This window comes from Mesorhizobium sp. SEMIA396 (genome assembly GCF_024518615.1).
Lineage (GTDB): Bacteria > Pseudomonadota > Alphaproteobacteria > Rhizobiales > Rhizobiaceae > Mesorhizobium.
In genome coordinates this window covers 74339-85975 of sequence record NZ_JANIFC010000003.1, presented here as the reverse complement: position 1 = coordinate 85975, position 11637 = coordinate 74339, and the positions used below count along the sequence as shown (strand labels likewise).

At 62.6% G+C, this 11637-nt stretch carries 15 protein-coding genes and 1 riboswitch; of the genes, 7 read left to right on the top strand and 8 right to left on the bottom strand.

The genetic code is table 11. The features are described from left to right. Positions 1-129: 129 nt before the first annotated feature. The 4 genes from NP503_RS09860 to NP503_RS09845 all read left to right on the top strand — a co-directional run bounded on the left by NP503_RS09860 (position 130) and on the right by NP503_RS09845 (position 2222). Positions 130-741, top strand: coding sequence for a sulfite oxidase-like oxidoreductase (locus tag NP503_RS09860; protein WP_127267352.1), 612 nt, complete (start codon positions 130-132; stop codon positions 739-741). Beyond that, on the top strand, positions 738-1484 hold the full coding sequence (locus NP503_RS09855) for an FAD-binding oxidoreductase (protein WP_127267351.1): 747 nt from the start codon (positions 738-740) through the stop codon (positions 1482-1484). The genes NP503_RS09860 and NP503_RS09855 overlap by 4 nt, the downstream gene beginning before the upstream one ends. A 100-nt stretch (positions 1485-1584) precedes the next feature. Then, complete coding sequence (locus NP503_RS09850; RefSeq protein ID WP_127267350.1) at positions 1585-1818, top strand: AbrB/MazE/SpoVT family DNA-binding domain-containing protein; 234 nt, start codon at positions 1585-1587, stop codon at positions 1816-1818. Further along, complete coding sequence (locus NP503_RS09845; protein WP_127267349.1) at positions 1815-2222, top strand: type II toxin-antitoxin system VapC family toxin; 408 nt, start codon at positions 1815-1817, stop codon at positions 2220-2222. The genes NP503_RS09850 and NP503_RS09845 overlap by 4 nt, the downstream gene beginning before the upstream one ends. A 19-nt stretch (positions 2223-2241) precedes the next feature. Here NP503_RS09845 and NP503_RS09840 read toward each other — a convergent pair whose 3' ends face one another. From NP503_RS09840 to NP503_RS09805, 8 genes are all read right to left on the bottom strand, one after another. Then, the gene (locus NP503_RS09840) at positions 2242-3717 is read right to left on the bottom strand and encodes a nucleotidyltransferase family protein (protein ID WP_127267348.1); all 1476 of its coding nucleotides are present in this window, start codon (positions 3715-3717) and stop codon (positions 2242-2244) included. Then, positions 3714-4406, bottom strand: a complete 693-nt coding sequence (locus NP503_RS09835) for a glycosyltransferase family A protein (RefSeq protein ID WP_245481067.1) — start codon at positions 4404-4406, stop codon at positions 3714-3716. The genes NP503_RS09840 and NP503_RS09835 overlap by 4 nt, the downstream gene beginning before the upstream one ends. Continuing rightward, on the bottom strand, positions 4391-5143 hold the full coding sequence (locus NP503_RS09830; protein ID WP_127267347.1) for a glycosyltransferase: 753 nt from the start codon (positions 5141-5143) through the stop codon (positions 4391-4393). Before NP503_RS09830 ends, NP503_RS09835 begins: the two co-directional genes overlap by 16 nt. Before the next feature lie 55 nt (positions 5144-5198). After that, a complete protein-coding gene (locus NP503_RS09825; RefSeq protein ID WP_127267346.1) occupies positions 5199-5933 on the bottom strand; it encodes a glycosyltransferase family A protein in 735 nt (244 codons plus the stop codon). A 14-nt stretch (positions 5934-5947) separates the two neighbouring features. Beyond that, a complete protein-coding gene (locus tag NP503_RS09820) occupies positions 5948-6997 on the bottom strand; it encodes a serine kinase (protein WP_127267345.1) in 1050 nt (349 codons plus the stop codon). Between the two features lie 49 nt (positions 6998-7046). Beyond that, on the bottom strand, positions 7047-7478 hold the full coding sequence (locus NP503_RS09815; RefSeq protein WP_127267344.1) for a PqqD family protein: 432 nt from the start codon (positions 7476-7478) through the stop codon (positions 7047-7049). A gap of 129 nt (positions 7479-7607) precedes the next feature. Further along, positions 7608-8708 (bottom strand): hybrid-cluster NAD(P)-dependent oxidoreductase, encoded by a 1101-nt coding sequence (locus tag NP503_RS09810; RefSeq protein ID WP_127267343.1) that lies wholly within the window; start codon positions 8706-8708, stop codon positions 7608-7610. A gap of 25 nt (positions 8709-8733) precedes the next feature. After that, entirely contained in the window at positions 8734-9981 is a 1248-nt protein-coding gene (locus NP503_RS09805) for an aromatic ring-hydroxylating dioxygenase subunit alpha (RefSeq protein ID WP_127267342.1), read from the bottom strand. A gap of 112 nt (positions 9982-10093) precedes the next feature. Beyond that, positions 10094-10296: riboswitch (cobalamin riboswitch) on the bottom strand. A 509-nt stretch (positions 10297-10805) separates the two neighbouring features. On the opposite strand from NP503_RS09805, the gene NP503_RS09800 reads away from it, so the two are divergent. The 3 genes from NP503_RS09800 to NP503_RS09790 all read left to right on the top strand — a co-directional run bounded on the left by NP503_RS09800 (position 10806) and on the right by NP503_RS09790 (position 11594). Then, positions 10806-11003, top strand: a complete 198-nt coding sequence (locus NP503_RS09800) for a DUF680 domain-containing protein (protein ID WP_027039902.1) — start codon at positions 10806-10808, stop codon at positions 11001-11003. Between the two features lie 86 nt (positions 11004-11089). Further along, positions 11090-11290, top strand: a complete 201-nt coding sequence (locus NP503_RS09795; RefSeq protein WP_127267341.1) for a DUF680 domain-containing protein — start codon at positions 11090-11092, stop codon at positions 11288-11290. Positions 11291-11357: 67 nt separating this feature from the next. After that, positions 11358-11594 carry a DUF680 domain-containing protein gene (locus NP503_RS09790; protein ID WP_023813652.1) on the top strand — a complete coding sequence of 79 codons (237 nt, stop codon included), beginning with the start codon at positions 11358-11360 and terminating at the stop codon, positions 11592-11594. Positions 11595-11637 lie beyond the last annotated feature (43 nt).

Here is an 11637-nt window from a genome sequence, read left to right as displayed (position 1 = left end):
GCGGAGCGGCAGGTCCATCGGTGACGGTCCCGCCGGTCTCCGCCCGTCAAGATTTCGGTTGCCCGTCACGGCATCTTCGAGAACATTGCGTCAGGCCGATAGTGGCCTGATTGCATGGGGATTGCCGCTATGGTCACCCGAGGTTTCTCTTCAGGACGGCGCCCGCCAGCCGATGGCGATGCCCGCATCCCGCCGGGCCAATATCTGGAACAGGGTTTTCCGGTGCTGTCGGCCGGTCCGACGCCGCGCGTGCGTACCGAGGATTGGTCTTTCACGCTGAAACATGGGCCACGCCCGATCAAGAAATGGAACTGGACCGAGTTCAACGCGCTGCCGATGACCAAGATGACACGCGATATCCATTGCGTGACAGCATGGACCAAGTTCGACACGCCGTGGCAGGGCGTGCTGGTCGACGATATCCTTGCCGATGCGGGTGTGGAGCCGCCGACCGGCTTCACGCTGGCGCACGCGTTCGACGGCTACACCACCAACGTGCCGGTCAAGGACCTCACCGCCGGCAAGGCCATGGTGGCGCTGCTCTACGAAGGCAAGCCGATCACACCGGACCATGGCGGCCCGGCAAGGCTGCTGGTGCCGCATCTTTATTTCTGGAAGTCGGCCAAATGGTTGAACGGCCTGCAATTCACCACGCGAGACGAGCCCGGTTTCTGGGAATTGCGCGGCTACCATATCTATGGCGACCCATGGCGCGAGCAGCGCTACACGGACGATCCATGAGCGATGCGGCGGCAGTGCAGTCGCCCTGGCAAACAGCCGGCATCGTCCGCATCGAAAAGCGCACGCCGCGTGTCACCAGCTTCTTTTTCCAGCCGTCTCGGCCCTTCGCCTATCGCGCCGGGCAGCATGTCGACGTCAGGCTGACGGCGCCGGACGGCTATCAGGCGCGCCGCTCCTATTCCATCGCCTCCGCGCCCGAAACGAGCGGCGCAATCGAACTGGCGATCGAAAAACTCGACGATGGCGAGGTCTCGCCCTTCTTCCACGAGGTCGCGGCAGTGGGCGATGAAATCGAACTGCGCGGGCCGCTTGGCGGGCATTTCGTCTGGCCGGAGGATGAGAGTGGACCGCTTGTTCTGGTCGGCGGCGGTTCGGGCGTCGTGCCCTTGATGTCGATGCTCCGCCACCGCGCCGCGCATAATTCAGCGGTGCCCGTCGTCCTGGTCTTTTCGGTCCGGGTCTGGGACGAAGTGATCTTTCGTCACGAGTTGATCGCCCTCGACGAACGCCAGGACGGCTTCGACCTGATGCTGACACTGACGCGCGAAGCCGCACGCCGCCCGGCCGACTATGCGCGGCGGGTAGACGTCGCGATGATGGTTCAAGCCATGACGCGGCTGCCGGAGCCGCCTGGCATCGCCTTCGTCTGCGGCTCCAACGCCTTCGTTTCCGCGGCCGCCCAAGCGCTGATCAATGCCGGCGTTGCAGCGGAAATCATTCGCACCGAACGCTACGGAGTTTGAACGGACTCTGGCGGTTCGGTAGAGACACGATGCTTCAAGCCTTGAAAATCGACCGATGAGGTAATACCTTGTCGGAATATGGTATTACCAAGGAGTGAAGATGGCCACCACCGTCACGGCAAAGGGACAAGTGACCATTCCCAAACCCGTCCGCGACCTCCTGGGGATCGTCCCGGGCAGCAGAGTCGATTTCCGGCGCGCCGCCGATGGCAGCGTGGTGTTGGCTCGGGTTGACAGAAAGCCGCCTGCGAGCCGCTTCGCCAATCTGCGCGGCCATGCCGGCGAGGGGCTCACGACCGAGGCTATCATGGCGCTGACGCGTGGCGGAGCGTGACGTTCGTCGACACCAACGTTCTGCTCGACCTTGTTACGGACGATCCCAATTGGGCGGGCTGGTCGATCGCGCAACTCGAGGCGGCAAGCCTCGATGGGCCATTGTTGATCAATGATGCGGTCTATGCAGAACTTGCCGTTCGCTACATCAGAATCGAGGATCTTGAGGCATTTCTGGATGCGGCCGGTCTCGAAATGGCTCCGATGCCAAGAGCCGCCCTTTTCCTTGCTGGAAAGGTATTCACGCAATACCGCCGATCGGGAGGATCGAGGACCGGCGTCTTGCCTGACTTCTTCATCGGCGCACATGCCGCCGTCACCAAGCTTCCGCTTCTGACCCGTGATGTCGGCCGCTACCAGACCTATTTCCCATCCTTGAGGCTGATCACTCCCGACGCCTTATAGCTGCCGGGTGGGCCTTCCTTCAGCCGACCGGAAAGAAATCCGCCGACAGCAACTGGAAAGGCAAGGCGCCATAGGCGGCCACCGTGGCCGCGTCGTTCCACTCGCGAAACTGTCGCGATGGTCGCGCCTCGAGCGTCAAGGCAACTCGCGCGCCGCCGAGAGTCACCTTGCCGCGAAAATGCAGCACGCGTTCCCTGCCGGACCGGCTGATGGCCATGGCGCGCAGGCGGGCAATATGCTCGCCACCGTCATTGATCTCCATCTCGATGCGGCGCCGGACCGGCGGAACGCCGATCCTGACGGTGATTTCGAGCATCATGTCGCCGGTCGTTTGCGGACAGGCGATGGCCTGCGAAAACACCAAAGGCGCCGATGCTGCTTGAGGCTTGCGCGCGGCCGATCTGCCGCGCCAAGGTGTGGCGGGCGGCTCCTGCTGCAACCGGCCCTTCTTCCGCTTCAGGCGCAACTGCTTGGCAAGCCCGCGCGATAGCCAGACAAGACCGCCGAAATCCGTGCGCGGCTTGGCTTGCAGAACCGACGACCAACGCGACAGGCCAACCCCGTCGGCCATGTCCAAGATTCTGGCCATTGTCGGTTCCGGCACCGGAATGCCGATCTCGAACGTTAGATAGGATAACGCCACCGCCGCTGGAACCGCCAGGCCGCGTCTGCCGACGATGTCGAGGAACGTGTCCCAATCGACGTCTTCGCCATGGATGGCGACCGCGCAGTCGACAAGCCAGTCGCTGTGGGTATGGGCGTCGAGGCCGCCATGGGCGATGGCCAGGGCCATGCGATCGGCCGGCGACGGCACGAAGACCGCGACGCCGCTGAATTGTGCCGGGACCGCCCGTTGCCAGATGGCCAGGTCGTCTTCCGCGCTCGTCTGCGACCCGTCATAGCCGAGCTGGTGCAGGTCGATGTCACCGAAACGGCCCTTGAAGAAGTTCATCGACCGCAGCGACGCCAACCGGGTTCGCAGATATTGCGCGCTGACGCCCGAGGCGATCTGCCAGTCGCGATCGCGCAAGATGTCGAAGACGGCAGCCATGTCGCGCGGGCGCACCAATATGTCGATATCATGCGCCACCCGGCCACGCTGCGCCGACGCGTTCAAGGCAATGCGGCTGGCGCCCTTTATCAGCATGATGTCGGCGCCGCCGTCGGCCATCGCCTTCAGCGCCGGCTCGGCCTCGCGCATCGCCATGCGCGACTTCGTCCACAGCATCTTCTGCAGGCCGACGAGGCGCGGATGGGCGGCATGCCCGGCCAGCTTCCTGCCGAACCTGTCGGAGATGGCGGCGAGCAGGCGATGTTCTCGAAACGAGACGAGATCGATGTCGTTCTCGTCCAGCCAGCGCGCGGCACAGGCAGCGGCTGCGTCCTCATCGGAGAGCAGCGCCGCCTTCAGCAACAGGTCCAGCTGGCCGGTGGGCCACGACCAGCCATAGTCCGGGAAGCGGCGGCCGATGCGGCGAACGGGCGTGGCGTTCAACTGGAACCTGCCTTGTTCTGGGCTCGCCGCTGCATGGCGAGCCTTGCGACCTGGAGGTAGCCCCGGTCGCGTGCCGGATCGCGGCCGTAGGAAAGGCTGCCCGGACGGATGCGGCGCAATGCAAGCACGTCGTCGAGCATGGCAAGGGCAAAGCCTGCCTCACGAACCCGGGCGATCCAGTCGATCATCTCGCCGCGACCGCCTGGTGGGTCGATGATGGGACCGACGCTCTGCACCACCTCTTGGCGGATCATCATCGTCGTGCGCGACCAGCCAGCTCCACTGGTCGCATCGGGCAAATCGGGGCTGTCGCCGCGAAACGTCCGCCAATGCGTAAAGACGCCCGTTGTCCCGGGATGACGGTCGAGATGGACCAGCTGCTTTTCGATCTTGTCCGGCAGCCACAAATCGTCGGCATCGAGCGTCGCGATGAGCGGCGTCGAGAGTGCCGCAATGCCGCGGGTCGTTGCGCTGCCAGGTCCGGCATTGTCCTGTCGCAGCACCGTCACCGGCAGGTTCATCGCTTCGATCACCGCAGCCGTATCGTCGGTCGAACCGTCATCGACCACGACGATGGCCTCCGCCTTTGCCGTCTGGGCCAGAACGGAGTTCAGGGCAGCGCCGATGGTGGCGGCCGCGTTGAAAGCCGGAATGACAACGCCGTAGCCTGCCATCAAAGGAACCGCCACTGCGCGAGATCCTTGAAGTCGAAAATCCCCTCCACCCGGCGCAAGCTGGGGTCGGCCTTGCGACGCTTCATCGACTTGTGAATGGCGCGCATGAACTCGCGAAAGGGCACATCGGCTTCCTTGGTCATGTTGCCGGGATGACGTCTGTAGTAGAGAGCCACCGTATCGGGCATAACGTATTTTGTCTGGCTCTCAAAGATACGCAAAAGATAGTCGGTGTCCTCGGCCTGTTTGAAATCCTCGTCGAAACCTCCGGTGCGCTCGATGAGGTTTCGCGCAAAGATCCCGGCGGACAGGTGGATCCCTCGCACGGTGATGGAGTGGCTGTCGGCGGCCGGTTCCAGCGTCTCGCCATCTATCTTGTCGACCAACGTCATGCGCGAATAGGTCAGGTCCAGGCCAGGATCTTCTCCGAAGCAGGCGAGATCCGCCTTGAAGCGCCCTGTCGGGGAGATGTCGTCCGAATCGAGAAACGACACCAGGCCGGTCTGCGGCAGCAACTGCTTCAGCCCGGCATTGCGCGCCTTTGTGACGCCGCCATTGCTCTGCTGGAAAAGACGAATGCACGGGGCCTCGTCGATCAACGACCGTACGACGGCTGCCGAACCATCGGTCGACCCATCGTCGATGACGATGATGTCGAGATCGATGTCTTCGCGCTGCCTGAGCAGCGAGCGCAGCGCGAGGCCAACGAATTGTTCGCGATTGTAGACCGGCATGATGACGCTCAGCTTCATGGGCGTCTCCGGCAGCATTCCGGGCTTGGCTGATCCGACTTGATGGTGTCGAGCATCATAGCATCCGCCAATCGGTGGGACTCTTCAATTCGAAGATTCCCTGGACCTCTCGCCGTGCCGGATCGGCCTTGCGCCGCCGCATCGACTTGTGGATTGCACGCAAGTGGTTGCGGACCCTGCCGCTATGTTCCTTGGTGACATTTCCGGCATGGCGTCGGTAGTAGATCGCGACGGCGTCCAACAATTCGTAGTTCGGTCCCGCCTCGAAAACGCGCAGCAGATAGTCGGTATCCTCAGCCTGCTCGAAATCCTCATCGAACTCGCCCGTCCGGTCGACAAGCCCTCTGCTGAACACGGCGGCGCTCAGCGAAATTCCCCGAAGTGTCATCGTGCGGCTGGCGACTGCCGGTTTCAGCCGCTCATCGTCAATCCGCTCGACCAGCGTCATCAGCGAGTAGGTCAGCTCGAGTCCGGGGTCTGCTCTGAAGCGCGCGAGGTCCTTCTTGAACCGTCCGGCCAGCGAGATGTCGTCAGAATCCAGAAACGAAACGAACTCCGCATCCGGCGGCAGTTGCCGCAGCCCGGTGTTGCGCGCCCTGGCTACGCCCATGTTGGATTGCTGGAACAGTCGGATGCAGGCGTTTTCGCGCATCATCGAGCGCACGGCCTCAGCAGAGCCGTCGGTCGAGCCGTCGTCGATGACGATGATGTCGAGATCGGCGGCGTCCCGCTGCCGCACCAGCGAGCGCAATGCCGAAACGACATAGCGCTCACGGTTGTAGACGGGCATTATCACGCTCAGTTTCACGAAGCGCCCCGCGTGAGAAAGTCCGCAATCGTACCGGCTATCTCCTGTGGCTGCGTCCCCAGCGACAGACGATAGCACGGCAGCAGGCGGGTCAGGTCGCTGAAGAAGCGAAAGCCGCTCTCCCGCTCGCCCGGCATCTGCGCTATGCCCGACGGCGCCAAGGCAATCATGGCATCCCTGCGCGACACCGGCACGATCGAACTTGCCTCGCCTCCGCCGATATGTGGCACCAGCAGCGCGATGATGTCCAGAGTTTCGGGCACCGGCCGAGGCGCGATGTCATCAATGTGAAAAGCATGCTTGCCTTGCCAGTTGAGCGGACCATGCGCTTTCAGCCGATGCTTCAGCCCAAGCCGAACGAACCCCTGGGGATCCTGTTTGAGTGTTGAAAACAGTGGGCGGGCAGTCACGCCGTTGGAGAGGTCGACCAGCACATAGTCGTCGCCGACGCTGTCCAGTCCGTTGAGGAGGCCGGCGGCGACGGTTCCGGATTTCCCGGCCCCGCCCGCGCCGGCCAGCAGCACGCCCCTGCCCTTAGTCCCGAGCGTCCCCGCATGGGCCAGCCGCATGCCGCGTGCCGCATATTCCCAATGCAGGAAAGCCCGCAGCGGCGCTCCCGGCTCCCACGGTGGAAAGGCATCGGCCGAAGCCATCAATTGCACGCCAACGCGACGTTGCGGATCATAGAACTGCCAGAAATCCAGGTCGTGAAAATGGTTGCCGCGCAATCCGGCCTCCGCCAGCCGGGTGGCGAAGCCATGCTGCGTGAAGGGCCCCTGGCCCCAACTGACCGGTGCCGCGATGCCGTCTATGCCGGGATGTGCGACGAAGACGCGGCAGCTGTCGGCAGGCGTTCGGTTGCCCGGAGCCGTGACAAGGCCATGAGCGACGGCATCCGCCAATGCGCCGACGCTGACATGCGCGGTCAGATCCAGATGCGGCAAGCTCGCCTTGCAGGTCAGCGGATAATGCGCGGCGCTGCTTTCTGCTTGCGCCAGGACATGGCGTGCGTAGTCAACCAAGTTTTCGAGAGTGACGTTCGGCATGGGTCTGCCTGTTCCGGAGCTGCCCGGCAACGAGAACCTGATGGGCGCTTCAGTTGGCCTGCTTCACCGCGGGCCAGCCGAGGGGCTCCTCGACCTCGTGGATGGGATCGACGACAATGAGATCGGCGAGATCGTCATGGATGTCGACCTTCAGGGGCTCTCTGGCAGCGGCGAGCTGAGCCAGCAATTCGCTTGGAGCCGGTCTTGCCACGCCATCGGTTACGGCCGCCAGCAAACCGAATTCGAGCAATTGTGAAACAAAGCCGTCAATCGCGGCGGCATCGAGGGCGCCAATGCCGGTCGCGGCGCCGACCAGTTCGGAGGCAGGCACGCCGGACGACAGTGCATCCCAAAGTCTGCTGCCTGAATCAGAGAAGCCGAAATATTTACCCGTGGTCAGGTCAAGAACGACGGCTTCGCCGTCGAAGGATTCAAAGACGATATCCTTGCTGGCAATGGCATAGATGCCGGATTGTCGCATGTTTGCTCCCCCGCCGAGCAGGCCGCGGAGATGATCTTCGGGCCTACGGTCAACCCCACCGTTGCAGGCGTCTAACCATTTGCAGGGTTTTTGGCAAGATGGCGCAGGCTCGGGGGCGAGCGCAGCCGGTCACGCTTCGATTTCAAGCGCAGAAAGCGGCTTCGAGCAACAGGCGAGGATAAAGCCGTCCTCGATTTCGTGATCGAGGATGCCGCCATTGTGACTCATCTCGACATCGCCCGCGACCTTCCTCACCTTGCAGGTGCCGCACAGGCCGAACTCGCAGGCGGCGGGAATCCGCACCCCAGAGGCGCGTGCCGTCTGCAGCACGGTCTGGCCGGCGACGCATTCGGCATCGACATCGGAAAGCGAAAACCGGATCGGTGTCACGGCCTCGACGGCAGCAGCAGCGCCGTCCTCCGCCGGCGGCGAGAACGGCGCCGGGATTTCCTCCACGGCAGGCGCAGCAAAGCTTTCCTGATGGTATTTCGCCATGTCGAAGCCGGCGGCGTCCAGCATGCCGCGCACGGCGCGCATGAAGGGATCGGGGCCGCAGCAGAAAATCTCGCGCTCGCGGAAATCGGGCGCCAGCAATGGCAGCCGGATCGCGTCGATGCGGCCCATATGGCCGAACCAGCCCTCGCGGCTCGACCGCTCCTCGATCATGAAGCCGAGCGACAGGCCGGGCATGCGGCTGCCGAGCAGCTCGAGTTCCTTGCGGAAAATGATCTCTTCCGGGCGGCGCGCACAGTTGACGAAGCCGACATCTGTCCATGGCGCACAGTCGTTCAACCAGCGCAGCATCGACATCATCGGCGTCACGCCGGAGCCCGCCGAAATGAACAGATATTTGGCCGCCGGGTGGCTATGCAGCGAAAAATCACCGGTCGGCCCATAGGCCTTGACGTGCGAGCCCGGCGTCAGATGGTCGAACATCCAGCGCGTGCCGGTGCTGCCCGCCTGCGCCTTGACCGTCACCGCGATCGAGAATGGCCGCGACGGCGAGGACGACAGCGTGTAGGTGCGCATCAGCGGCCCGTCCAATGTCGGCAGTTCCAGCGTCACGAACTGGCCCGGCTTGTAGCGGAACCAGGTCTGGTTGTCGGAGCGGAAGGTGAAGGTCTTCACGTCCGGCGCTTCGTCGCTGACGCCGATCACTTCCAGCACCTGCAGCCGGTCGTTCCAGGGCGTCATCTGGTCGAGATGGCGATAGAGGCCAAGGTCCGTCATCGCATTCATCCTCTTGTCCCCTGGGCTAGGCGACGCTGCGCAGGGCCGGCCGGCCGCCTTCGGCAAGGCGCGGCCCGATGAACGACGTGTACCACTCGACGAACTGGATCACGCCGCCCTCATGCAGCTCCGAATAGGGGCCTGGTTCGTAGGCCGGCGACAGGATGCCGAAGGCGTTTTCCTCGACGATGCGGCGGTCCTGGTCGTTGGTCTCGGTCCAGACATGGGTGAGCTCAGCGAGGTCGTAGTCGACGCCTTCGACCGCATCCTTGTGGACGAGCCATTTCGTCGTCACCGCGGTTTCCGTGGCACTGATCGGCAGCACGCGGAAGGTGACGGCATGGTCGCCGAGGATATGGTTCCAGGTTGTCGGATAATGATAAAGCAGCAAGGAGCCGATGCGGTCGGTTGAAACGCTGTCGGACAGGTTCTTCTTCACCGCCCGTTTTCCCGTCATGGTGTAGCTGACGGCATCGCGCAGCAGCGGCGCGCGGGTGGCGCGGTACTGCCCTGCCGGATCGATGCGGAATTTGCTCGGCAAGCCTGATGCCTCGCATCTGGCCCAGTGCGCGACCATCTCGGGGTCGCTGTCGGCGCCGTTGACGCCGGTCACGGTCGGCGCCTCGGGGAAGGTCTTGCACAGCTCAGGGTGATTGGCGACGCAGTGGTAGCACTCGCGGTTGTTTTCCCAGACCAGCTTCCAGTTGCCCTTCTCGATGATCGTGCTCTCAAAGGCGATCTTTGCCTCACGCAAACGGTGCGGCAAAAGATAAGGTTCGATCATCGCCCGCATCGGCGCGAAATCCGCCGGCTCCTTGGCCAGGCAGATGAAGATGTAGCCGCCGACGCTCTCGCAGGCGACCGGCTTCAGGCCGAAATCACTCTTGTCGAAACCGTCGGCCATCTGGCGGGCAAACAGCAGGCGGCCGTCCAGCTCATAGGTCCACTGATGATAGGGGCAGACGAGCTTTGCCGCCGTACCCTTTTCCGCGTTGCACACGCGGCTGCCGCGATGGCGGCAGGAATTGTGGAAGGCGTTGATCTTGCCTTGCTGGTCGCGGACAAGGACGACCGGATAGTCGCCGATCTGCACGGTGATGTAGCTGCCCGGCTTCGGCAGTTCGCAATCATGGCCGATGAACAGCCAGTCGCGATACCAGATCAGCTCCATGTCGAGCTTGAAGTAGTCTGGATCGGTGTAGAAGGGCTGCTCCAGCGAAAAGCCTTGCCGGCGCCCCTTCAGGAGCCTCAGCATGTCGTTGCGGGTATCCATGTCCTGTCCTCGTTTCTAAGGACTGAACTGGTGGTGATGGAGGAAGGATTGAAACGCAGGCCGGCTAGGTGCCGGAAGCGCTATCCACCTCTTGACCGCCCACCGCGATCAGTCGAGTCTAAAAATCTCGGGCTGGTTTCCGGGCTCTGGAGTTGTCCTTGCGGACCATCGCGACACCTTCCCAGGCAGTTGCCCAGTGGTCTCCCGTTGCGACTTGAACTCCACCACCGTTGCGGGGGCAGCGCCGGATTCTGACCGGCTTCCCAATTCTCCGCCTCGTCGTCACGAAGCGGCACCTGAGATGGGTATGATCTAACCACGATCGCTGGCGCGCCGTCGGCATGAAAACGACATCGTATCCATGCGGCGCGACACGGCATGCGAAACGTCACCGCAGATCGTCGCGGGCCGAAATCCCGCCTCCCGGGCGGCCATTTGCCGGCTGCGATCTTCCCGAGTCCGACCCTTGGCGGGGGTCAAAAAAGGTTAACGGTTTCGAAAAGTGACTATTAGCTTGACCTAAAATCGAACCGAACGGTTCGTTTCTGTTGACGGTGCGTGCAGGACGGTGTGAACGCCGGGCCTTTGAAACAGTCAGTGATCCATCGGATGGTTAAACTTAACATGCTGATATAGAGAGGAAAAATGTATCTCTAGATTCCCCTGGCACAATTTCAAGGTGTGGATTCATGGTCCACACGGAACAACTTCGTGATTGGAAAAGGCGGGGTTGCCCTCCCACATCGGGGCTGTCCGAACGACGCGATTTCATTTCCAAGACACGCCGCTAGACGGACGGAAAAAGACGATACTGGAGTACAAAAATGAAAAAGATCATTCTCACTGCCGCAGCCCTTCTGGCCATTTCCGGCAGCGCCTTCGCTGGTAGCGACCACTACGGTTCGAACGCCGCGGCAGCCACTGCTGTCGACAGCTCGTACACCGCTTCGACCAAGAAGTCGGAACCGGCTGCTCAGGCGCCTGCCCAGGGTGCTGACCACAACCTCTTCGGCAACAACTAACAGCCGATTCCCAGTCGACGGCGGGCTCGCCCGCTGCCCTGGCGAAATTCAGACATTCGAAATTCAGACATTCAGGAGTATTTAAGATGAACAAGATCCTCATTGCTGCCGCCGCCGTTCTGGCCATCACCGGCAGCGCTTTCGCGGGCAGCGACAACTACGGTTCGAACGGCGCCAACCAGCCTGCCGCCGCTGTGGACCAGTCGTACACGGCTTCCACCAAGACCTCGGAACCGGCTGCCCAGACACCCGCTCAGGGCAGCGATCGTAACCTCTTCGGTCGCTAAAACCAATTTCGCAAGCGACGGCAGCTGTGCCTGCCGTCTGGCGAAATCCAGAATTCAGGAGACTAAAATGAACAAGATCCTTATTGCTGCCGCCGCCGTTCTGGCCATCACCGGCAGTGCTTTCGCCGGCAGCGACAACTTTGGCTCCAACGGCGCCAACCAGCCTGCGGTTACTTCGGTTGACAGCGCGCATACGAGCTCGGTCCGCAACAGCGGTGGCCTCGTCGAGAAGCTGCTCAATTCGTCGGGCGACGTAGAGAAGTCCGCTCCTCAGGGCAGCGACCGGAATCTCTTCGGCCGTTAACAGTCGAAGCTGATCTTCAAAAAAAGAGCGGCGGGCCTGGCCC

Excerpts from the sequence above, each read along its gene's own strand:
- NP503_RS09860 (WP_127267352.1), top strand. The coding sequence starts at position 130 with ATGGTCACCCGAGGTTTCTCTTCAGGACGGCGCCCGCCAGCCGATGGC.
- NP503_RS09855 (WP_127267351.1), top strand. The coding sequence starts at position 738 with ATGAGCGATGCGGCGGCAGTGCAGTCGCCCTGGCAAACAGCCGGCATC.
- NP503_RS09850 (WP_127267350.1), top strand. The coding sequence starts at position 1,585 with ATGGCCACCACCGTCACGGCAAAGGGACAAGTGACCATTCCCAAACCC.
- NP503_RS09830 (WP_127267347.1), bottom strand. The coding sequence starts at position 5,143 with ATGAAGCTGAGCGTCATCATGCCGGTCTACAATCGCGAACAATTCGTT.
- NP503_RS09825 (WP_127267346.1), bottom strand. The coding sequence starts at position 5,933 with ATGCCCGTCTACAACCGTGAGCGCTATGTCGTTTCGGCATTGCGCTCG.
- NP503_RS09820 (WP_127267345.1), bottom strand. The coding sequence starts at position 6,997 with ATGCCGAACGTCACTCTCGAAAACTTGGTTGACTACGCACGCCATGTC.
- NP503_RS09815 (WP_127267344.1), bottom strand. The coding sequence starts at position 7,478 with ATGCGACAATCCGGCATCTATGCCATTGCCAGCAAGGATATCGTCTTT.
- NP503_RS09810 (WP_127267343.1), bottom strand. The coding sequence starts at position 8,708 with ATGACGGACCTTGGCCTCTATCGCCATCTCGACCAGATGACGCCCTGG.
- NP503_RS09805 (WP_127267342.1), bottom strand. The coding sequence starts at position 9,981 with ATGGATACCCGCAACGACATGCTGAGGCTCCTGAAGGGGCGCCGGCAA.
- NP503_RS09800 (WP_027039902.1), top strand. The coding sequence starts at position 10,806 with ATGAAAAAGATCATTCTCACTGCCGCAGCCCTTCTGGCCATTTCCGGC.
- NP503_RS09795 (WP_127267341.1), top strand. The coding sequence starts at position 11,090 with ATGAACAAGATCCTCATTGCTGCCGCCGCCGTTCTGGCCATCACCGGC.
- NP503_RS09790 (WP_023813652.1), top strand. The coding sequence starts at position 11,358 with ATGAACAAGATCCTTATTGCTGCCGCCGCCGTTCTGGCCATCACCGGC.